Origin of the sequence: Ramlibacter sp. Leaf400 (assembly GCF_001424545.1) — a bacterium.
Lineage (GTDB): Bacteria > Pseudomonadota > Gammaproteobacteria > Burkholderiales > Burkholderiaceae_C > Ramlibacter.
Map to the genome: position 1 here is coordinate 262,200 of NZ_LMQL01000001.1, position 20,457 is coordinate 282,656.

21 protein-coding genes are annotated in these 20,457 nt (G+C 71.2%); 11 read left to right on the plus strand and 10 right to left on the minus strand.

Annotation, left to right across the window (positions count from 1 at the left end; translation table 11 throughout):
- Window positions 1-13: 13 nt before the first annotated feature.
- Window positions 14-235 (minus strand): twin transmembrane helix small protein, encoded by a 222-nt coding sequence (locus ASG30_RS01255; RefSeq protein WP_055891394.1) that lies wholly within the window; start codon window positions 233-235, stop codon window positions 14-16.
- 24 nt (window positions 236-259) lie between these two features.
- On the opposite strand from ASG30_RS01255, the gene ASG30_RS01260 reads away from it, so the two are divergent.
- From ASG30_RS01260 to ASG30_RS01285, 6 genes are read left to right on the plus strand one after another with little or no spacing between them, the layout of a single operon-like run.
- On the plus strand, window positions 260-985 hold the full coding sequence (locus tag ASG30_RS01260; protein ID WP_055891397.1) for an SURF1 family protein: 726 nt from the start codon (window positions 260-262) through the stop codon (window positions 983-985).
- Window positions 936-1,649 (plus strand): SCO family protein, encoded by a 714-nt coding sequence (locus ASG30_RS01265; RefSeq protein WP_055891400.1) that lies wholly within the window; start codon window positions 936-938, stop codon window positions 1,647-1,649. The genes ASG30_RS01260 and ASG30_RS01265 overlap by 50 nt, the downstream gene beginning before the upstream one ends.
- A gap of 58 nt (window positions 1,650-1,707) precedes the next feature.
- Window positions 1,708-2,865 (plus strand): COX15/CtaA family protein, encoded by a 1,158-nt coding sequence (locus tag ASG30_RS01270; protein WP_055891403.1) that lies wholly within the window; start codon window positions 1,708-1,710, stop codon window positions 2,863-2,865.
- The gene (cyoE, locus tag ASG30_RS01275) at window positions 2,862-3,731 is read left to right on the plus strand and encodes a heme o synthase (protein WP_055891405.1); all 870 of its coding nucleotides are present in this window, start codon (window positions 2,862-2,864) and stop codon (window positions 3,729-3,731) included. Before ASG30_RS01270 ends, cyoE begins: the two co-directional genes overlap by 4 nt.
- A 9-nt stretch (window positions 3,732-3,740) precedes the next feature.
- A complete protein-coding gene (locus tag ASG30_RS01280; RefSeq protein ID WP_055891408.1) occupies window positions 3,741-4,331 on the plus strand; it encodes an SCO family protein in 591 nt (196 codons plus the stop codon).
- A gap of 20 nt (window positions 4,332-4,351) precedes the next feature.
- Window positions 4,352-5,179, plus strand: a complete 828-nt coding sequence (locus ASG30_RS01285) for a DNA alkylation repair protein (protein WP_235579710.1) — start codon at window positions 4,352-4,354, stop codon at window positions 5,177-5,179.
- Here ASG30_RS01285 and ASG30_RS01290 read toward each other — a convergent pair.
- The 3 genes from ASG30_RS01290 to ASG30_RS01300 form a co-directional block, all read right to left on the minus strand.
- Window positions 5,176-6,885: a sensor domain-containing diguanylate cyclase gene (locus ASG30_RS01290; protein WP_156385371.1), complete on the minus strand. Its 1,710-nt coding sequence runs from the start codon at window positions 6,883-6,885 to the stop codon at window positions 5,176-5,178. The genes ASG30_RS01285 and ASG30_RS01290 overlap by 4 nt on opposite strands.
- A gap of 109 nt (window positions 6,886-6,994) precedes the next feature.
- Window positions 6,995-7,927 (minus strand): RNA polymerase sigma factor RpoH, encoded by a 933-nt coding sequence (rpoH, locus tag ASG30_RS01295; protein ID WP_055891415.1) that lies wholly within the window; start codon window positions 7,925-7,927, stop codon window positions 6,995-6,997.
- A 190-nt stretch (window positions 7,928-8,117) separates the two neighbouring features.
- A complete protein-coding gene (locus tag ASG30_RS01300) occupies window positions 8,118-8,579 on the minus strand; it encodes an Mpo1 family 2-hydroxy fatty acid dioxygenase (protein ID WP_055891921.1) in 462 nt (153 codons plus the stop codon).
- Between the two features lie 65 nt (window positions 8,580-8,644).
- Between ASG30_RS01300 and cutA the strand changes: the two genes are divergently transcribed.
- Window positions 8,645-8,962, plus strand: coding sequence for a divalent-cation tolerance protein CutA (gene cutA / locus ASG30_RS01305; protein WP_055891418.1), 318 nt, complete (start codon window positions 8,645-8,647; stop codon window positions 8,960-8,962).
- On the opposite strand, the gene selD is transcribed toward cutA, so the two are convergent.
- Complete coding sequence (gene selD, locus ASG30_RS01310) at window positions 8,959-10,014, minus strand: selenide, water dikinase SelD (RefSeq protein ID WP_055891421.1); 1,056 nt, start codon at window positions 10,012-10,014, stop codon at window positions 8,959-8,961. The two genes, cutA and selD, sit on opposite strands and share 4 nt — an antisense overlap.
- Window positions 10,015-10,022: 8 nt before the next feature.
- Entirely contained in the window at window positions 10,023-11,237 is a 1,215-nt protein-coding gene (ftsY, locus tag ASG30_RS01315; RefSeq protein ID WP_055891422.1) for a signal recognition particle-docking protein FtsY, read from the minus strand.
- A gap of 29 nt (window positions 11,238-11,266) precedes the next feature.
- On the opposite strand from ftsY, the gene ASG30_RS01320 reads away from it, so the two are divergent.
- The 4 genes from ASG30_RS01320 (at window position 11,267) to coaD (ending at window position 15,407) form a co-directional block, all read left to right on the plus strand.
- Entirely contained in the window at window positions 11,267-12,703 is a 1,437-nt protein-coding gene (locus tag ASG30_RS01320) for a M16 family metallopeptidase (RefSeq protein WP_055891424.1), read from the plus strand.
- Window positions 12,704-12,714: 11 nt separating this feature from the next.
- The gene (locus tag ASG30_RS01325; RefSeq protein WP_055891427.1) at window positions 12,715-14,061 is read left to right on the plus strand and encodes a M16 family metallopeptidase; all 1,347 of its coding nucleotides are present in this window, start codon (window positions 12,715-12,717) and stop codon (window positions 14,059-14,061) included.
- 208 nt (window positions 14,062-14,269) lie between these two features.
- Window positions 14,270-14,875, plus strand: coding sequence for a 16S rRNA (guanine(966)-N(2))-methyltransferase RsmD (gene rsmD, locus ASG30_RS01330; RefSeq protein ID WP_082521809.1), 606 nt, complete (start codon window positions 14,270-14,272; stop codon window positions 14,873-14,875).
- Window positions 14,876-14,903: 28 nt separating this feature from the next.
- Window positions 14,904-15,407 (plus strand): pantetheine-phosphate adenylyltransferase, encoded by a 504-nt coding sequence (gene coaD, locus ASG30_RS01335; RefSeq protein ID WP_055891432.1) that lies wholly within the window; start codon window positions 14,904-14,906, stop codon window positions 15,405-15,407.
- Here coaD and ASG30_RS01340 read toward each other — a convergent pair.
- From ASG30_RS01340 to ASG30_RS01355, 4 genes are read right to left on the minus strand one after another with little or no spacing between them, the layout of a single operon-like run.
- Window positions 15,385-16,107 (minus strand): alpha/beta fold hydrolase, encoded by a 723-nt coding sequence (locus ASG30_RS01340; protein WP_055891435.1) that lies wholly within the window; start codon window positions 16,105-16,107, stop codon window positions 15,385-15,387. The genes coaD and ASG30_RS01340 overlap by 23 nt on opposite strands.
- Window positions 16,104-17,441, minus strand: coding sequence for a tetratricopeptide repeat protein (locus ASG30_RS01345; RefSeq protein WP_055891438.1), 1,338 nt, complete (start codon window positions 17,439-17,441; stop codon window positions 16,104-16,106). The genes ASG30_RS01340 and ASG30_RS01345 overlap by 4 nt, the downstream gene beginning before the upstream one ends.
- Entirely contained in the window at window positions 17,431-18,870 is a 1,440-nt protein-coding gene (locus ASG30_RS01350; protein ID WP_055891441.1) for an amidase, read from the minus strand. Before ASG30_RS01350 ends, ASG30_RS01345 begins: the two co-directional genes overlap by 11 nt.
- 12 nt (window positions 18,871-18,882) lie before the next feature.
- Window positions 18,883-20,376 (minus strand): ABC transporter substrate-binding protein, encoded by a 1,494-nt coding sequence (locus ASG30_RS01355; RefSeq protein ID WP_055891444.1) that lies wholly within the window; start codon window positions 20,374-20,376, stop codon window positions 18,883-18,885.
- Window positions 20,377-20,457: the final 81 nt, after the last annotated feature.

Below are 20,457 nucleotides of genomic sequence, written 5' to 3' on the forward strand. Positions count from 1 at the left end.
GGGCGGCCGTGGCTCAGGCGCCGGCGGGGATGCCCGTGGGCCGGATGTAGCCCAGCTTCCAGGCCAGCAGCAGGCACAGGAACAACACGATGGAAAAGCCGACGCGGAACGCCAGCGCCCGGGCCATGTGCCCGGACCGGCCCTTGCCTTCCTGGCCGCCGCGCAGCATGAAGAACAGGGCCGACGCCAGGCTGCCGATGATGGCCAAAAAGGCCAGCAGCACGAGAAATTTCATGGACCCGATTATCCGGTGCGGGGCATGACGGGCTCGCGCTTCTGGGTCGCCACGCTGGCCGCCACGCTGGGCATGGGCGCGACCTTCGCCCTGGGCCTGTGGCAGCTCGGGCGCGGCCAGCAGAAGGCGGCTCTCATCGCCGCGGTGGCGGCCCAGCGCGAGCGGCCGCCGCTGTCGCAGGCGCAGTTCCTCGTGGGCGACCGGCCGTCCCAGCGCTACCGGCCGGTGGTGCTGCGCGGCCGCTGGGCCGGCGAGCACACGGTGTTCCTGGACAACCGGCAGATGGGCGGCAAGGTGGGCTTCTACGTGGCCACGCCGCTGCGGCTGGCGGGCTCCGACGAGGTCGTGCTGGTGCAGCGCGGCTGGGCGCCGCGCAACTTCGTGCAGCGCGACCAGCTGCCGGCCATCGAGACGCCCGCCGGCGAGGTCGAGGTCCGCGGCCGCATTGCCCCCCCGCCGGCCAAGCTATACCAGTTCGGTCCGGCCGCCACCGGGCCCATCCGGCAAAATCTCGACCTGCCGCCGTTCGCGGCCGAGACGCGCCTGAAGCTGCTGACCGACGCGAGCGTGCAGCAGACGGGGCCGGCCTCCGAGGGGCTGCAGCGCGAATGGCCCGAGGCCGTCGCCGGCCGCGGCCCCGCAACCAATTACGGCTACGCATTCCAGTGGTGGGCCCTGTGCGGCCTGATCGCCTTCCTCTATGTCTGGTTCCAGTTCATCCAACCCCGCCGCCAACCCCGACAGGTTTGACCAGCCGCTGGACCTGACCGTCCATTCGCTGCCCGGCCCGCGCGAGCTCGAGGAAGCGCAGCGCACCACGCGCGGCCGCTTCAAGATGTTCGTGGTGATGCTGATCTGCGCGGCCCCCGTCATCGCGTCCTACTTCACCTACTACGTGCTGCGACCGGAAGGCCGGCGCAACTTCGGCGAGCTGATCGAACCGCAGCGTCCGGTGCCCGCGCTCACCGCCGACACACTCGAAGGCCAGCCGGTGCCGCTGGCGCAGCTCAAGGGCCAGTGGCTGCTGGTCGTCGTGGGCGGCGGCGCCTGCAACGCGCAGTGCGAGAACCACCTGTACCTGCAGCGGCAGATGCGCGAGGCGCTCGGCAAGGACAAGGACCGCGTCGACCGCGTCTGGCTGGTCGACGACGCCGCGCCGGTGCGCCCGGAGCTCAAGCCCGCCCTCGCGCAGGCCACCGTGCTGCGCCTGCCGCGCGAGCAGCTGGCGCGCTGGCTGCAGCCGGCCGCCGGCGGCACGATCGACCAGCACCTGTACGTGGTCGATCCGATGGGCCACTGGATGATGCGGTTCCCGGCCGGCCTCGACCGCGAAGGCGCGGCCCAGGCCAAGCGCGACCTCGAGCGCCTGTTGCGCGCTTCCGCCGGCTGGGACAAAGCCGGCCGCACGCCATGAGCCCCGCCCGGCCGCCCGAAGGGGCTCGCACCGCAGTGGGCAGCACGGAGGTTTTCCAATGAACGCGCTGGTGGACCTGTCGCCCGCGCTGCGCCTGATGCTGCTGGGGCTGGTGGTGGCGCTCGGGCCGCTGGCCTGGCTCTGGGTGCGCGGCCGCAAGGCGGCGCCGGCCCGGCGCCTGGCCATGCTCACCGGCCTCACGCTGTTCCTCACCTTCGACCTGGTGCTGTTCGGCGCCTTCACCCGCCTGACCGACTCCGGCCTGGGCTGCCCCGACTGGCCCGGCTGCTATGCCAGCGCCAGCCCCTTCGGCGCGCACGCCCAGATCAGTGCCGAACAGGCGCAGATGCCCACCGGGCCGGTCACCCACACCAAGGCCTGGATCGAGATGGTCCACCGCTACCTGGCGATGGGCGTCGGCGTGCTGATCCTCACGCTGGCCACCGCCACCTGGGTGCTGCGCCGGCGGCACGTGCTGCCGGTGAGTCCCTGGTGGCCCACCGCCAGCCTGGCGTGGGTCTGCCTGGTCGGCGCCTTCGGTGCGCTGACGGTGACCATGAAGCTGTTCCCGGCCATCGTCACGCTGCACCTGCTGGGCGGGCTGGTGCTGCTCGCGCTGTTGTGCCGGCAGGCCGTGGAGTATCGGCATGCGGAGGGTGCGTCGGTTCGCGTCGGCGTGGGCGCGGGCCTTCGCACGCTGCTGGTGGCGACCTTCGCCGCGGTCTGGCTGCAGGTGGCCCTGGGCGGCTGGGTGAGCACCAATTACGCGGTGCTGGCCTGCACCGACTTCCCCACCTGCCACGGCCGCTGGTGGCCCGAGATGGACTTCGCCCAGGCCTTCGACATCTGGCGTCCGCTGGGCGTCACCTCCGACGGCGGCAACGTGAGCTTCGCCGCGTTGACGGCCAAGCACTACGTGCACCGCCTGGCGGCCTATGCCGTGCTGCCGCTGTTGCTCGCGACCGCCTGGCAGCTTCGCGCCGCGCTGCCCCGGCAGGCCCGCGCGCTGGCGGCGCTGGCCGCCTGGCAGCTCCTGAGCGGCCTGTCGAACGTGGTGCTGGGCTGGCCCCTGCTCGGCGCGCTGGCCCACACGGGCGGCGCCGCGGCGCTGGTGGTCGTGCTGACCTGGGCGCTGTGCGAGAGCCGCGCCGCGCGCGGCAGCGAGTTGGCCGCGCCGGGCTTGCGGATGGCGACGGGCAGGGGGGCCGGGACATGAGCCGCGTCGCCCAGTTCTACGCGCTCACCAAGCCGCGCGTGGTGCAGCTGATCGTGTTCTGCGCCGTCATCGGCATGGTGCTGGCGGTGCCGGGTGCGCCCACGCTCGAAGAGCTGCGCGTCGCGGCGTTCGCGGCGCTGGGCATCTGGCTGGTCGCCGGTGCTGCCGCGGCCTTCAACTGCCTGATCGAGAAGGGCATCGACGCCAAGATGCGGCGCACCGCCTGGCGGCCCACCGCCAAGGGCGAGCTGTCCGACACGCAGACGCTGCTCTTCTCCGCAGTGCTGTGCGCCACCGGGTCGGCGTTGCTCTACGTCACCGTCAACCCGCTGACGATGTGGCTGACCTTCGCGACCTTCGTCGGCTACGCGGTCATCTACACCGTGGTGCTCAAGCCGCGCACGCCGCAGAACATCGTGATCGGCGGCGCCTCGGGCGCCATGCCGCCGGTGCTGGGCTGGGCCGCGATGCGCGGCGACGTGGGCCCGGAGGCGCTGGTCCTCTTCCTCATCATCTTCCTGTGGACGCCGCCGCACTTCTGGGCGCTGGCGCTCTATCGCGTGGAGGACTACCGCAAGTCGGGCCTGCCCATGCTGCCGGTGACGCACGGCAGCGAGTTCACCCGGCTGCAGATCCTGTTGTACACGCTGGTGCTGTTCGCGGCCTGCCTGCTGCCCTTCGCGATTGGCATGAGCTCCTGGCTCTACCTGCTGGCCGCGCTGGGCTTGAGCGCCGGCTTCACGTGGTACGGCTTTCGCCTCTGGCGCGAGTACTCCGACGCGCTCGCGCGCAAGACCTTCCGTTTCTCCCTGATCCACCTGAGCGTGCTGTTCGCCGCGCTCCTGCTGGACCACTACCTGCTGTAAGGTGATGCCATGGACCGCCGCAACGCCCTTCGACTGATCGCCGCCGCCGCGCTGCCCGCCACGCTGGCCGCCTGCGGTGACCGCAAGCCGCAGTTCACCGCCGTCGACCTCACCGGCGCCGACTACGCCAGGGACTTCCAGCTGCCCGACACCGAGGGCAAGGTGCGCAGCCTGCAGGACTTCCGCGGCAAGGCGGTGGTGGTGTTCTTCGGCTTCACCCAGTGCCCGGACGTGTGCCCCACCACGCTGGCCGAGATCGCGCAGGCCAAGCAGATCCTGGGCGCCGACGGCACCAAGGTGCAGGGCGTGTTCGTCACGGTCGATCCCGAGCGCGACACGCCGCAGGTGCTCAAGGCCTACATGGCGAATTTCGGTCCCGACTTCGTCGCGCTGCGCGGCTCGCCCGAGCAGCTGGCCACGGTGGCCAAGGATTTCAAGGTCTACTACAAGAAGGTCGAAGGCAAGACGCCGGGCAGCTACACCATGGACCACTCGGCGGCCAGCTTCGTGTACGACCCGCAGGGCCGGCTGCGCCTGTATTCGCGCTACGGCAGCGGCCCGCAGGCCCTGGCCAACGACCTGAAGCAGCTGCTGGCCTGACGCAGGCCTGGGCGCGGCCCTTGGTCCAGCACCTGCTGCAACGCCGCGGTGCCGCGCGCATCGCCCTGATCCCGGCCGAGGTGCTGGAGGCCCTGAACGAAGGCCTGCTGGCCACCGTCAACCTCAACGAGTTCCTTGCGCTGGACCTGCCGCGCCTGGCCGGCAACGTGGCCCGTCAGATCGGCCTGGACCCGCAGGCCGAGCGCCTGCAGGACACGCTGGCGATGCTGGGCGCGTTCAAGCCGATGCGGCGGCACGGCCACGTCGCGCTGGCCCTCTACGACCTGGCGGCGGCGCACCCCGAGCGGGACCGCGTCGCGCACGCACTGGCCACGCACCCCAGCGACGTGGCGCGCTCGTGGGCGGCCCAGTGGATCGCCTGTTCCGGGCTCGAGGTGCGGGCCAAGCTGGCGGCCGTGCGCCGGTTCGCGGCCGACCCGCACTTCGGCGTGCGCGAGATGGCGTGGATGGCCGTGCGAGACGAGGTGGTGCGCGACCCGCAAGCCGTGGTGGAGCTGCTGCGCGACTGGGTGCTGGAGGGCGACCCCAACGTGCGGCGCTTCGCCAGCGAGTGCACGCGGCCGCATGGCGTCTGGTGCGCGCCGGTGCCGGCACTGAAGGCCGAGCCCTGGCGGGCGCTGCCGCTGCTCGAGCCGCTGAAGTCGGACGCCAGCCTGTACGTGCGCAACTCGGTCGCCAACTGGCTCAACGACGCGAGCCGCACGCAACCGGAATGGGTTCGCGAGACCTGCGCGCAGTGGCGGCGCGCCTCCTCCAGCCTCGAGACCGCCTACATCGTGCGGCGGGCGCTGCGCACGGTGGAAAGGAACCCGGCCGCCGGGCCCTAGAGCATCCGGATCTGCTTGCGCGAGTCGGGCTTGACCAGCGCGGCCGCCGCCAGCACCCACTGCAGCGCGGACGCCGCGTCCGGCTGCTGGCCGGGCAGCATCGCCACCACCACCTGCAGGCGCAGCGTGAGGTCCGGCGGCAGCGCGCTGGCCTGGCGCAGGCCGCTGGCCACCAGCAGCTGCGCGCGGGCGTTGGCCTGGTCGGGGGTGGTGGGCCCTTCGATCAGCAGGGCGAAATCGCGCTCGTCGACCCGGGCCGCCAGGTCGATGTCGGTGGCGCAGCGGCGCATGTGCGAAGCGGCCACCACCAGCGCCCGGTCCAGCGTCTCGCGGCCGTACTCACTGGCGATCGCCTCGTAGTTGGCCAGCCGCACCACCAGCAGGGCGCACGATTGCTTCTGGCCGCGGGCGCGGCGCAACGTCGCTTCCATCCGCTGCAGCAGGCTGCGCCGGTCGGCCAGGCCGGTGAGCGCGTCGGTGTGCGGCAGCGCCGAGGCCCGCAGGTGCGCCTCGCGCCGGCGGGTGCCGCGGCGGCTGAGCGCATAGAACAGGATCGGCATCTCGATCGCGGCGCCGATCGCCAGGCCGTAGCGCGTGAGGACGCTGTTGGGCGTGAGCCCGAGGCCGCGCGCGATCGGGAACAGCGCCATCACCAGCACCGGCACGAAACCCAGGGCGATGATGCGGATGTCGGGGTCGTCGCCCTTGAGCCAGACCAGCCCGATCAGCACGACCACCAGCGCGAGCGCCGCCGTCGTGAGGCCCAGGCGCGTGAGCAGGATGCCGCGGCTGGGGAACCAGGTGTCGAGCACCACCGCCACCAGCAGCGCGGCGATGAGGGCGCCTACCGCCAGGTTCAGAAGGCGCGAGAAACGCGCGGGCTCGGTCACCACCTGCACGAACCACAACGCCGCGACGGCAGACAGCCCCGGCAGCAGGAAGGTGGACAGGGCGTTCCACTGCAGCGACTGGTCCCACAGGTGCTGCGCCCCCAGACCCAGGTAGGCGGCCTGGCCCAGGGTGAACACGATCAGGTAGGCCGCGTAGGCCGAGAAGTTGCGGTCCCGGTAGGTGACCGCATTGGCCAGCGCCACCAGCGCCAGCAGAACGGCCACGCCGAAGTAGCCGCCCAGGAGGAACTGCTCGCGTTCGCGCACGGCGACCAGCTCGCCCTGGCTGTAGAGCGCCAGTTCCGCCCCGAAGTTGACCCGCTCGTGCTCGACCCGCAGCCAGTAGGTGACCGGCTTGGCGGTCGGGCGCGAGAGTTCGAAGGTGGGGACGCGGCCGGGCACCGGCCACTGCGACACGGGCACGCTGTCGCCCGCTTCCTGCGTGCGCCAGCTGCCGTCCTCCTGGCGGTAGAACAGCTGCGCGCGGTCGATGCCGGAGGAGCCGATGGCGAGGTACCAGGATTCGGTGTCGCGCACCTCGGCGTCGAAACGAACCCACAGGGCCTGGCCGTCCAGCGGGTGCTGAAGCCCTTTCGTGCGCAGCGCCCAGGGCGTTTCGGCGGACTGCACCTCCAGGTCCTGCGGGGTCTTCATGCGCGCGGAGTCGACCCAGTAGAGCGACCGGCCGTCGAGCGGCAGCTTGCCGCCGCCCGGCCCCAGGACGATGGATTCGGACGCGGGCTGGGCCATCGCCGCCGAGCAAGCCAGGAGCCACGACCACAGCAGGGTGCGGCAGATGATGAGCAGTCGCCTCACCACCCGAGTGTCGCCGACAGTCTCCTGCCTCGGCCTTACGCCAAACGGATGAGGCGTAAAAAAGCCCGGCGGTGCCGGGCTTTCCACGAGACTGTCGCCAGGACGACTGTCAGGCGTACGCGGTGAGCGCCTTGCGCATCTTCTTCATGGCGGCCACTTCGATCTGGCGGATGCGCTCGGCCGACACGCCGTACTCGGCGGCCAGCTCGTGCAGCGTCATGCCGCCGGAGCCGTCGTCGTTCACCTTCAGCCAGCGCTCCTCGACGATGCGGCGGCTGCGCGGATCGAGCTCCTCCAGCGCCGCGGCGATGCCGTCGGTGGCCATGGCGTCGCGCTGCTGGGATTCCAGCACGGCCGTGGGCTCGTGGGCGGCGTCGGCCAGGTAGGCGATGGGGCCGAAGGCTTCTTCGCCGTCGTCGCCGGGCGTGGGGTCGAGCAGGACGTCGCCGCCGGACATGCGGGTCTCCATCTCGATGACTTCCTCGCGCTTGACGTTCAGCTCGCGGGCCATCACGTCGATCTGCGCGTCGGTGAGGGTGTCGCGGTGGGTCTGCGCGTCCTCGTCGTCCTTGAAGCCCTGCTTCATCGAACGCAGGTTGAAGAACAGCTTGCGCTGGGCCTTGGTGGTGGCCACCTTGACCATGCGCCAGTTCTTCAGGATGTACTCGTGGATCTCGGCCTTGATCCAGTGCAAGGCATAGCTCACCAGGCGCACGCCCTGTTCGGGGTCGAAGCGCTTGACCGCCTTCATCAGGCCGATGTTGCCTTCCTGGATCAGGTCGCCGTGCGGCAGGCCGTAGCCCAGGTACTTGCGGGAGACCGACACCACCAGCCGCAGGTGCGAGAGCACCAGTTTTCCGGCCGCTTCCAGGTCGTTCTCATCCTTGAATTTGCGCGCGAAGTCCCGCTCCTCTTCCGGAGTGAGCATCGGCAGGCGGTTCACCGCCGAGATGTAGGCGTCGAGGTTGCCCAGCGAAGGAACGACCGACCACGGGCTGGCGACGGCCAATGCGCCGCTAGGGGCTGCGATCGAGGCTGTCATACCGGGTGCTCCTTTCAATGTATTGGTCATGTTAGCACTCGCTTGGAGGGAGTGCTAAGGCGTAAGTTCAATCCCTGCGATAGGACAAAACCGACACGGAGGGATGGAGTCCCCGATCGAACGACGGGTTCCCGAAACCGGAAGGGGCCTAATCTCCAGCTAACTCTTCCAGTGAGTGTGCGCCAACATTCTACCAGCGGACACCCAGCTTGCGGAACAGCAGGCTCAGCACGAAGAGGGGGCCGACCCAGAGGTACTGCAGGTCCTCGAAGAAGGAGGGCTTCCTGCCCTCGATCTTGTGCCCGACGAACTGGGCGATCCAGGCCAGGACGAAGATCGCGGCCGAGATCGGCAGCACGTTCGGGCCCATCGCATGGACCAGCGCCAGCCCGACGGCCGACACCACGGCCATGGACAGCAGGAACATCACCGACAGCCGGGCGTAATAGACGAGGCTGGCGGCCACGAAGGCGTAGGCCACCCAGGGATGCAGCGCGCTCAGCAGCCCGAGCAGGCTGAGCATGATGAGCGGGATGGCCACGCAGTGGATGGCCTCGTTGGTCGGGTTGCGGTGGCTCTCGCCGTAGTGGGCGAGCAGCGCGTCGACGCGGCGCGTGGCGGCGCCGGCAGTCGGTTCGGTGAGGGTCTGCATGTCGGTCTCCTGGTCGTTTTGGAACAATCCGCAGTCCGGGGCCTGCCCCGCTCGTGGAACTGTAGATGGACATTCTCAGCCTGACCACCACCGTGGCGACACGCGAGGACGCCCAGCGCCTGGCCCGGGCGCTGGTGGAGCAGCGGCTGGCCGCCTGCGTGCAACTCGACGAGGGCGTGCAGTCGCACTACCGCTGGGAGGGCGCCTTCTGCGCCGATCCCGAGGTGCGCCTGACCGTCAAGACGCTGCCCTCGCTGCTGCCGCGCCTGCAGGCGTTCTTCGCCGAAGAGCACCCGTACGACGTGCCGCAGCTGCTCTGGCAGACGATGGCCGCCAGCCCCGCCTACGCCGAATGGCTGCGGGGCGAAGTGGCCGCGGCCTAGCGGACCACGAGCCGCGCCGGCCCGGCGGCCACTTCGCCGATCTCCACCGCGTCGGCGAAGCCGTGCGCGCGGAAGACGCCCAGGACCTGCGCGACGCTCTCCGGCGTGCAGGACACCAGCAGCCCGCCGCTGGTCTGCGGGTCGGTGAGCAGGGCCTGCGCGGTGGCGCCGAAGCCGTCGGGGAGCACCACCTGCTCGCCGTAGCCCGCCCAGTTGCGGCCCGAGGCGCCGGTGATGTGCCCGCCGGCCGCGAGTTCGGCGACGCCCGCGAGCAGGGGCACGCGCCGCCACTCCAGGTGCACCGTCGCGCCGGCACCTCGCGCCAGCTCCAGCGCATGGCCGGCCAGGCCGAAGCCGGTGACGTCGGTGAGCGCATGCACGCCGTCCAGCGCCGCCAGGTCCGGGCCGGGGGTGTTCAGCCGCGTGGTGGTGGCGATCATCCGCTCGTAGCCGGCGGCATCGAGCGCCCCCTTCTTGAGCGCCGCGGACAGCACGCCCACGCCCAGCGGCTTGCCCAGCACCAGCCGGTCGCCCGGGCGGGCGTCGGCATTGCGGCGCACGCGCTTGGGATGCACCAGCCCGAGCGCCACCAGCCCGTAGATCGGCTCGACCGAGTCGATGGTGTGGCCGCCCGCGATGGGGATGCCGGCCGCGCGGCAGACCGACTCGCCGCCGGCCAGGATGCGGCCGATGGTCTGCGTGGACAGCACGTTGACCGGCATGCCCACCAGGGCCAGCGCCAGGATCGGCCGCCCGCCCATCGCGTACACGTCGGAGATCGCGTTGGTCGCGGCGATCCGGCCGAAGTCGTGCGGATCGTCCACGATAGGCATGAAGAAGTCGGTGGTCGCCACCAGGGCCTGCTCGTCGTTGAGCTGGTAGACCGCGGCGTCGTCGGCGGTCTCGATGCCCACCAGCAGCTCGGGCGGCATCGGCAGGCGGGCCGTGTTCTTCAGGATCTCCGACAGCACGCCGGGCGCGATCTTGCAGCCGCAGCCGCCGCCATGCGACAGGGAAGTCAGGCGCGGTTCATTGGGGGAGGGTGCGTTCATGGGTAGCCTCAACCCAGCAGCGCCTGCGAGAACTCGCGGGCGTTGAAGGTTTCCAGGTCCTGCAGTTTCTCGCCAACGCCAATGAAGTACACGGGCACGGGTTTCTCCTGGGCGATGGCGGCCAGCACGCCGCCCTTGGCGGTGCCATCGAGCTTGGTGACCACCAGGCCGGTGAGGCCGAGGACCTGGTCGAAGGCCTTCACCTGCGCCAGCGCGTTCTGGCCGGTGTTGCCGTCGATCACCAGCAGCACTTCGTGCGGCGCGTCGGGCTGGGCCTTCTGCACCACGCGCTTGATCTTGCGCAGTTCCTCCATCAGGTGAAGCTGCGTGGGCAGGCGGCCGGCGGTGTCGACGATCACCACGTCCTTGCCGCGCGCGCGTCCGGCGTTCACTGCATCGAAGCTCACCGCGGCGGGATCGCCGCCTTCCTGGCTGACGATCTCCACCGTGTTGCGGTCGGCCCAGATGGCCAGCTGCTCGCGCGCGGCGGCGCGGAACGTGTCGGCTGCGGCGAGCAGCACCGAAGCGCCTTCGTCGGCCAGGTGCTTGGTCAGCTTGCCGATGGAGGTCGTCTTGCCTGCGCCATTGACGCCGGCCACCATGATCACGGTGGGCTGCTGCTGGCCGATCACCAGCGTCTTCTCCAGCGGCTTGAGCAGCTGCGTGAGCACGTCGCCCAGGATGTTCTTCACCTGCACCGGCCGGGTGGCGCCGGTGGACGCGACCTTGCGCTTGACCTCGTCCAGCAGGTGCTGGGTGGCGCTGACGCCGGTGTCGGCCAGCAGCAGGGCCGACTCCAGCTCCTCGTAGAGCTGGTCGTCGATCTGGCCGCCGGTGAACACCTGGGTCAGGTTGGAGCCGGTCTTGCGCAGGCCGGCGCTGAGCCGCTCCATCCAGCTCTGGCGCTCCGGCGCCACCGGCGGGGCCACGGGGACGTCCATGGCCTTGACCAGGGCGCTGCCGATGAGGCCGCCGGAGGGGGCGGGCGCCGGCGTCGGCGTGGGGGCGGGCGCGGGGGGCGGGGCCATCACGGGCGCGGGTGCGGGCGCGAGCGAAGGCGCCGCCACAGGAACGGGCACAGGCGCGGGTTGCGCCACCGGTGGCGGCGGGGCCAGCGCGACCGGTGCGACAGGCGCCGGCGCGACGGGTTCGGGGGGAAGGGGCGTCGCAGCCGGGGCAGGTGCTGGAGTGGCCGCCGGTTTTCTGCGGAAGAAACTGAACATCGGGTGGGTTTCTAGAATCAAGGGATTCTATGAAACACCCCCTGAGACGCGTGGCCGTCGCCTGCTGTGCCACGCTGTTCCTCGCCGGTGGCGGCGCGATCGCGCAGGCGCCGGCTACCTCCACCTCCCGCACAGCTTCCGAACCCGCCACCGCGCCGGTGCAGTTCACGCTGGCCAACGGCCTGACGCTCATCGTCAAGCCCGACCGCCGCGCGCCGACCGCCGTCCACATGCTGTGGGTGCGCGTGGGCGCCATGGACGAGGTCGACGGCACCAGCGGCGTGGCCCACCTGCTGGAGCACATGCTCTTCAAGGGCACGGCGCGGCTCGCACCCGGCGAGTTCTCGCGCCGCGTGGCCGCGATGGGCGGGCGCGAGAACGCCTTCACCGGGCGCGACTACACCGGCTACCACCAGCAGATCCCCGCCGGCAAGCTGGACGAGGTGATGCGCCTGGAAGCCGACCGCTTCGCCAACAACCGCTGGCCGGACGAGGAGTTCCGGCGCGAGATCGAGGTGGTCAAGGAGGAGCGGCGCCTTCGCATCGAGGACGCGCCGCGCTCGATGCTGTACGAGGTGATCAGCGGGACGGCCTTCCTGGCCTCGCCCTACCGGCGGCCGATCTCGGGCTGGATGAGCGACCTCGACGCGATGACCCCGCAGGACGCGCGCGATTTCTACCAGCGCTGGTACGTGCCCGCCAATGCCGCCGTGGTGGTGGCCGGCGACGTCGACCCGGCCGAGGTGCTGCGCCTCGCCGAGCGCCACTACGGGAGCATCCCCGCGCGGGCCGCCCCGGCGCGCAAGCCGCGCGCCGAGCCGCCCCAGGCCGGCGTGCGCCGGGTGGAGCACAAGGCGCCGGCCGAGCAGTCGTACGTGGCGCTGTCGTACAAGGTGCCGCAGCTGCGCAGCTTCGAGCCCAGCGCCGAGGCGGACGAAGCGCTGGCGCTCACCGTGCTGGCCGCGGTGCTGGACGGCTACAGCGGCGCGCGGCTGGACCGCGCGCTGACGCAGGGCGAGGACCGCGTGGCCGACAGCGCCGGCGCGGGCAACGGCCTCTGGGGCCGGGGCCCGCAGCTGTTCACGCTGGACGGCGTGCCAGCCCCGGGCAAGACGCCGGAGCAGGTGGAGGCCGCGCTGCGCGCCGAGGTCGCGCGGGTCGCGCGCGAAGGCGTGAGCGAGAGCGAGCTGCAGCGCGTGAAGACCCGCTGGATCGCCGCCGAGGTCTACAAACGCGATTCGGTGTTCAGCCAGGCACGGGAGCTGGGGACGTTCTGGTCCTGGGGCCTGCCGCTGGATGCGGCCGAACGCCTGATGGACCGGCTCAAGGCCGTGACGGCGCAGCAGGTGCAGGCGGTCGCGGCCAAGTACTTCGGCGACGACCAGCTCACCGTCGGCACCTTGCGGCCGCTGCCGCGCGATCCCGCTGCCCGTCCGCGCACGCCGCCGGCCGGCCTGAGGCACTAGGAGGCTGGGCGATGTTCAACGCGAAAAAAAGACTCTTCCAAGGCGTCGGCCTCGTTTTGCTGCTGGCCTTCGGGCCCATGGCCCGGGCGGCCCTGCCGATCCAGAAGTGGCAACAACCGAACGGCGCGCAGGTCTACCTGGTGGAAAGCCGCAGCATCCCGATGGTCGACGTGCAGATCGACTTCGATGCCGGCGGCCGGCGCGACCCCGCCGGGCAGGCCGGCCTGGCCAGCATGACGGCCTCGATGACCGGCAAGGGCCTGCTGGCCCAGGGAGCAGAGCCGGCGCTGGACGAGAACCAGCTGGGCGAGGCCTGGGCTGACCTGGGCGCGGGCTTCGGCGGCGATGCCGGCAGCGACCGGATGAGCTTCAGCCTGCGCTCGCTCACCGATGCAACGCTGCTGGACCGCGCCATCCACCTGGCGGCGCGCCAGCTCGGGGAGCCCGCCTTTCCCGACTACGTCTGGCAGCGCGACCGCCAGCGGCTGGCCGCTTCGATCCGCGAGGCGAACACCCGGCCCGCCACGGTGGCCTCGCGCGCCTACCAGCACGCGGTCTACAGCGGCCATCCCTACGGCGCCGACGTCACCGAAGCTTCGCTGGCCGCGTTCGGCGTGGAGGACATGCGCCGCTTCTTCCGCGCCCACGTGCTGCCCTGCCGCGCCAAGGTGAGCGTGGTCGGCAACGTCGACCGGGTCCAGGCCGACGCGCTGGTGGCCCGCATGCTGGCGCGGCTGCCCCAGGGTGCCGGCGAGTGCGCCGCGCTGCCCCCGGTGGCGGAAGTGCCGCCCCTGGCGGCGCCCTTCACCCAGGCCATCCCCTTCCAGTCGGCCCAGGCCCATGTCCTGATCGGCCAGCCCGGCTACAAGCGCAGCGACCCGGACTATTTCCCGCTGCTGGTGGGCAACTACATCCTGGGCGGCGGGGGACTGATCTCGCGGCTGTCGACCGAGGTGCGCGAGAAGCGCGGGCTTTCCTATGGCGCCTACAGCTATTTCTCGCCGGGGCTGCACGCGGGCGCCTTCACCGTCGGCCTGCAGACGCGGCCCGACCAGGCGGGGCAGGCGGTCCAGGTGGCCAAGGACGTGGTGGCGCGGTTCGTCGCCGAGGGCCCTAGCGCAGCCGAACTCAAGGCAGCCAAGGATTTCCTGATCGGCGGCTTCCCGCTGCGCATCGACAGCAACCGCAAGCTGCTGGACAACGTCGCGGCCATCGCCTGGAACAACCTGCCGCTGGACTACCTGGACACGTGGCCGGCGCAGGTCGCGAAGGTCAGCGCCCAGGACGTGCGCGCGGCGATGGCGCGCAAGCTGCAGCCCGAGCGCATGGTGACGGTCACGGTGGGCGCCGCCCCGTAGAAAACTCGCTTGTCCAGCCTGTCAACTCTGACAGGGCTGGCCTTTCCCCGCGGCGCGTTTTCGCCAAGAATCCGGCCACGAGCTGTCACACGGGACTCGGAAGACCGGTCGAAACAAGAGCAGGCACAAGAAAACTAGAGAGGAATCACGGCGCGGTGCCGCAAGGGCCGCGCCGGTTTTTTTGGGGCCTCGCTTAAAGTCGCGGGCCATGCCCCGTCCCGCCCGTCCCGCCCCGGCCGCCCGCCGCGCCCCCAACGAGGTGCGCATCGTCGGCGGCCAGTGGAAGCGCACCCGCCTGCCGGTGGCCGACAAGCCGGGCCTGCGCCCCACCCCCGACCGCGTGCGCGAGACGCTCTTCAACTGGCTGGGCCAGGACCTGGGCGGCTGGCGCTGCCTGGACGTGTTCGCCGGCACCGGCGCGCTCGGCTTCGAAGCCGCCTCGCGGGGCGCCAGCCAGGTGCTGCTGGTCGAGCAGGACCCCGAGCTCGTCAGCACGCTTCGCGCCCTGAAGGCCAGGCTGGCAGCCGACACCGTCGAGGTGCGGCGCGCCAACGGCCTGTCGGTGCTCAAGGAATTCGCCGGCGCCGGCCTGGACCTGGTGTTCCTGGACCCGCCGTTCGACGCGGGGCTCTTCGACAAGGCCGTGGCCGCTGCGGTCCCCGCCCTCGGTCCGGATGGGCTGGTCTACCTGGAATCGCCGGCGCCCTGGTCGGCGGCGCAGGCGGCGGCCGCCGGCCTCTCGATCCACCGCCACCTCAAGGCCGGCGCGGTCCATGCCCACCTCCTCGGCCGGGCGGCCGACCCGGGCCCATAATCCGCCGAGGTTCGTCCCTCCATCCGCCATGGCCAACCAATCCGTCATCGCCGTCTACCCCGGCACCTTCGACCCCATGACCCTGGGCCATGAGGACGTGGTGCGGCGGGCCATCCAGCTGTTCGAGAAGGTGATCGTCGCCGTCGCGGCCGGCCACCACAAGAAGGCCATGTTCTCGCTGACCGAACGCATCGAGATGGCGCGCGAGGTCGTCAAGGCCTATCCCCAGGTGACGGTGGAAAGCTTCTCCGGCCTGCTGCGCGACTTCGTCGTGGCCCGCGGCGGCAAGGCCATGGTGCGCGGCCTGCGCGCGGTCACCGACTTCGACTACGAGTTCCAGCTGGCCGGCATGAACCGCAGCCTGATGCCGGAAGTGGAGACCGTGTTCCTCACGCCCAGCGACAAGTACCAGTTCATCAGCAGCACCTTCGTGCGGGAGATCGCGGTGCTGGGCGGCGAGATCGACAAGTTCGTGTCGCCCACCGTGCAGCGGCGCCTGCAGGAGAAGGTCAGGAGCCTGGGCGGTCCGTAGGCCTCTCGAGCCGCGCGTACCACCGCCGCAGGGCGTGGTTGACCGCATGCGGCTGCTCCATCGTCAGCATGTGCCCGCACCGGGGCAGCAGCATCAGTTCGGCGCTGGGCGCGAGCTGCGCGATCTCGCGCGAAAGCTCGGGCGGCGTGAGCTGGTCGTCGTCGCCGCAGATCACCAGCACCGGGCAGCGCAGCGAAGGCAGGTGCCGGCGCGCATCGGGGCGGCCGATCACCGCGCGGTTCTGGCGGATCAACTGCCCCGCGCCGGCGCGCAGGACGAATTCCAGGTAGCGGCCGACCAGTTCCGGGTCGCGCGCATGGTCCGGGTGGAAGGCCAGGCCGGCGTTGGGCTCGATCACTTCCTTCACCCGCCCCTGCGCGAAGAGCTCGATGGCCTTCTCGCGCACGCCTCGCATCTCCTCGTCCTCCGGCCGCGCGCTGGTGCCCAGGAGCGCGAGCCCCACGACCCGGCCCGGCGCCTGGCGGGCCGCTTCCATCGCGACCATCCCGCCCATGGAGGCGCCGCACAGCGCGAGCGGGCCCGGGTGCCGTGCCAGCAGCGCCGCTGCCATCTCCGGCAGGCTGGCATGGCGCATGTGGACGTCGCTCACTTCGGGACGCAGGTCCGCGAGGCCGGCAAGCTGGTCGCGCCACATCGCCTCGTCGCCGGCCAGGCCGGGGATCAGCACCAGTGTCGTCATAGCAGGCGGTCCGCCGCGTGTGACAGCCCGAGCGCGGCATAGAGCTGCGCGCCTTGCCGTCGCAGGCGCCGGGATTCCGGCTGCGAGCGGATCTGCTGCTGCAGCAGGTTCTGCGCGCCGCCCAGGTGGCCGCTGCGCACCAGCGCGTCGAGGTGGATCTGCGAGAACAGGTCGCGCTGCGCGTGGCTGCCGCCGATCTCCAGCAGCCGCGGCAGGGCCTGGCCCAACCCGCGCACCGCGGACGCATGGTCGCCGCGCGCCCAGGCCAGCAGGCCGTCGGCCGCGGGCAGGCAGACGTCGCGCCAGACCTCGCGCTGCGAAGGCGCTGCGTCGGCCGCATGCGACTTCATGTTGGCGAGCAAGGTGTCCGCTTCGGGCCGGCCCGCCCGCGCCAGCCCGAGCAGGTACTGCAGGTCGAGGAAGGGCAGCACCTGGTCGCCGGTGCGCGGCGCCAGGTGGTCGGCCAGGTCCTGCCAGCGGTCGCCCACGCCGAAGCCCGCCAGCTCCAGCCGGGCGAGCAGCGACACGGCGTTGATCTGGTCCTGCGAGTAGTCCTTGGCCACGCCCCACACCTGCCGGTCGAAGACGGCCAGCGCCTCGTCGCCGCGGTCCAGCTCGATCGCGAAGAGCGCCTGGTGCCACCAGTTGTGGGTGACCATGAAGGAGTTCAGGCCGCTCCAGGTGTCGCTGACGTCGGCCAGGAACGCGTGGCCCTCGACGATGCGGCCCTGGGTCAGCATCACGTGCGCCAGCGCATGGTGGGCCCAGGGCTCCTTGCGCCGCAGGGCGATGGCGCGACGGGCATGCGCCTCCGCTTCTTCGAGCCCGTGGCACTGCTCCCAGGCGAACGCGAGCATGCCGTGCAGGTAGGGCACGTCCTGCGCGCGCGGCTCGCAGGCCAGCGCGACGCGCAGCATGCCGGCCGCATCGCCGCGGTTGAACAGGTGGTAGTGGGCGAGCTTGAGCGAGGCCAGGTCGCGCGGATGTTCGCGGGCCTGCTCCTCGTGCAGCGAGATCGCCCGCGGCACGTCGCCCTGGACCCAGGCCTGGACGGCCGCGATGAAGCGTTGCTCGCGCGGCGTGGTGCGCGCCGCGCCGGCCAGGGCGCGGTCGATGAAGGGCCGCGCATTCGCCGGCGCCTCGCGCGACTCCGCGAACATGTGGACCGCGGCGATGCAGGCCTGCACGATGGGCGAGGGGTCCTCGGCGGCCGCGAGCACGTTGACCGCTCGCGCTTCGCTGGCGATGAAGCCTTCGACGAAGTCGTTCAGGGCGGCCAGCGAGCCGTCCCCCGCCTCGATCGTGACGGGGTTGCCGAGCGCGTCAGTCCACATGATCCAGCGCCTCGGACGGCGGCTGGGGCCAGGGCCGTTGCGGGTCGCGCAGCAGCTCGAAGGCGCGCGCGACCTGCAGCACGCCCAGGTCGTCGAAGCGCTGTCCCGCGATCTGCAGGCCGATGGGCAGGCCGTCTGCGGTGTAGCCGCAGTTGATCGACGCCGCCGGCTGCTCCGACATGTTGTAGGGCACGGTGAAGCCGATGTGCTCCAGCGGGCGCAGCGGGTCGTTGGTGGGCGAGGGCAGTTCCGCCCGGAAGGCGGGCACCGGCGACACCGGCGAGATGACGTAGTCGAAACCCCGGCACGCGTTGACCGTCGCCACGCGCGTCGCGTGGAACTGGCTGGCCGCCTTGAACACGGCCTCGCCGCCCAGGTCGGCCGCGCTCTCGGCCCAGCGCCGGATGTAGGGCAGCACCTTGTCGCGGCGGGCGGACGGCAGGGCCTTCAGGTCCACGTGGGAGCGCATGCGCCAGAAATGGTCCATGCCGTCGAGCATCCCCTGCGTCATGAAGGGCTGCATCGAATGCACCTGCGCGCCGGCGCGCTCGAAGAGGCGCGCGGCGTGTTCCACCGCGGCCCGCACTTCCGGCAGCACGGCCAGGCCGCAGCCCGCCTCCAGCAGCAGGCCGATGCGCAGGCCCTTGAGCCTGGCCGCGCCGGCGTCGGCGTCCTTCCAGGCGATGTCCTGCCAGGGCAGGCCCATGCTGTCGCGCACATCGGGGCGGGCGAGCACCTGCATGAACAGGGCCGAGTCCGCGACCGTGCGCGTCATCGGGCCGGCGGCCCGGCCCGTGTAGGGCGGATCGATCGGGATGCGGCCCAGGCTGGGCTTGAGCGTGAAGATGCCGCACCAGCCGGCCGGCAGGCGCAGCGAACCGCCGATGTCCGTGCCCACGTGCAGCGGGCCGTAGCCGGCGGCCGCCGCCGCCCCTGCGCCGGCGCTGGAGCCGCCCGGTGTCATGTCCAGGTTCCACGGGTTGCGCGCCAGCGCATGGAAGCTGGAGGCGCCCGAGGACAGCATGCCGTAGTCGGGCATGGTGGTCTTGGCGAACACCACGCCGCCGCCTTCGCGCACTCGGGCCGCGGGCGGTGCGTCGGCGGCCGCCGGCACCAGCTCGACCGCGGCCGTGCCCAGCGGGGTCGGGTCGCCCTCGGTGGCGATGTTGTCCTTGAGCGTGAGCGGCACGCCGTCGATGGGGCCGAGCGGCTCGCCACGCAGCCAGCGGCGTTCGCTGGCACGGGCCTGCTCCAGCGCCTTCTCCGGCCGCAGCAGGTAGAGCGCCTGCAGGTGGCGCTCCCAACGTTCGACGTGGCCGAGCACGGCCTGGGTGGCCTCCACCGGGGAGAAATCGCCCCGGCGGTAGCCTTCGATCAGGTCGGTGGCGGCAAGCTCATGCAGCGCATGGTCCTGGGACTGCTTCGTCATGCGCGCATTACATCAAGCCCAGGACAACGCCGACAGGTCGTTGACGAAGATGGGCATGTCCTTCCACAGCCCGCGCACGTTCTTCTTGGCCACGGTGACCCACTGCGGCTGGAACAGGAAGGCGTGGACGCAGTCCTCGGCGATCAGCCGCTGCGCGTCGGCCAGCAGCTTGGCGCGGTCGGCCGGGCGCGGGGACTTCTTGATGCGGTCGTAGATCTCGTTGAACTTCGGGCTGGCGTAGTTCCAGTAGTAGTCCGGCTTGGCGAAGTTGCCCAGGTCGAACGGCTCGACGTGGGAAATGATCGTCAGGTCGTAGTTCTTGTTGCCGTAGGTGCCCGACAGCCACTGCGCCCATTCCACGTTCTGCAGCTTGGCCGTGATGCCCACCTTGGACAGCTGCGAGGCGATGACCTCGCCGCCCTGGCGCGCGTACGAAGGCGGCGGCAGCGTGATGGTGAGCTCCAGCGGACCGCTGATGCCGGCTTCCTTGAGCAGGGCGCGGGCCTTGTCCGGGTTGTAGGGGTTCACGCCGGTGGTGTCGACGTAGCCGACGGCGCCCGGCACGTAGTGGCTGCCGATCGGGACGCCGAAGCCGTCGACGGCGCCCTCGATCACCGCCTTGCGGTCGATGGCGGCCGCGATGGCGCGGCGCACGCGCACGTCGTCCAGCGGCTTCTTCTTGTTGTTCATGGCCAGGATGGTCTTGGCGCGCGAGCCCGAGACCAGCACCTGCAGGTTGGGATTGCCGCGCAGCGGCGGCACCGTGCGGCCGGAGATGCCGCGCGGCGCGGCGTCCACGTCACCGGAGAGCAGCGCCGCGACCTGCGCCGAGGGGTCGGCGATGAAGCGGAAGGTGGCGCGGCGGATCTTGACGTTGGCGGCGTTGCGGTGGCCGTCCCAGCGGCTGAGCGTGACGGCCGAGCCCTTCATCCAGTTCTCGAGGCGGTAGGGTCCGGTGCCCACCGGCTTGGTGGCGTTCTCGGCCGCGCTCTTGGGCTCGACGATGATGGCCGTGGCCTGGCCCAGCAGGAACGGGAAGTCGGGGTCGATCTCCTTGGTGAGCACCACCACCGTGTGCTCGTCCACCGCCTGCGTGCTGATGTTGGCGAAGGTTCGCTTGTCCTTGTTGGTGCTTTTCTCGCCGCCGGCCCGGTCGAACGAGAACTTCACCGCCTGCGCGTTGAACGGCTCGCCGTTGTGGAACTTGACGCCCTTGCGCAGCTTGAAGGTGTAGGTGGTGAGGTCGGGCGAGACCTCCCAGCTTTCGGCCAGCAGGGGCGAGACGCTGCCGTCGGAGTTGATCTTGGTGAGCGTCTCGTAGATGTTGTAGTGCGTGATCTCGGCGATGGCCGAGGCCGCGCCCGCGGTCGGGTCCAGGCCCGGCGGCTCGAGCGTCATGGCGATGACCATCGTGTCCTTGCGGGCCTGGGCCAGCGCGAATTCGGGCAGGGCCAGGGGCAGGCCGGCGGCGGCGGCGGAGGTGAGGACGGTCCGTCGGTTCAACATGTCATTGCTCCAGGGATATCAAGATGGTTGCGCAGGGCGCGGGCCGCACTGCAGAGTGCGCAGGCATCATGGCGGACTTCG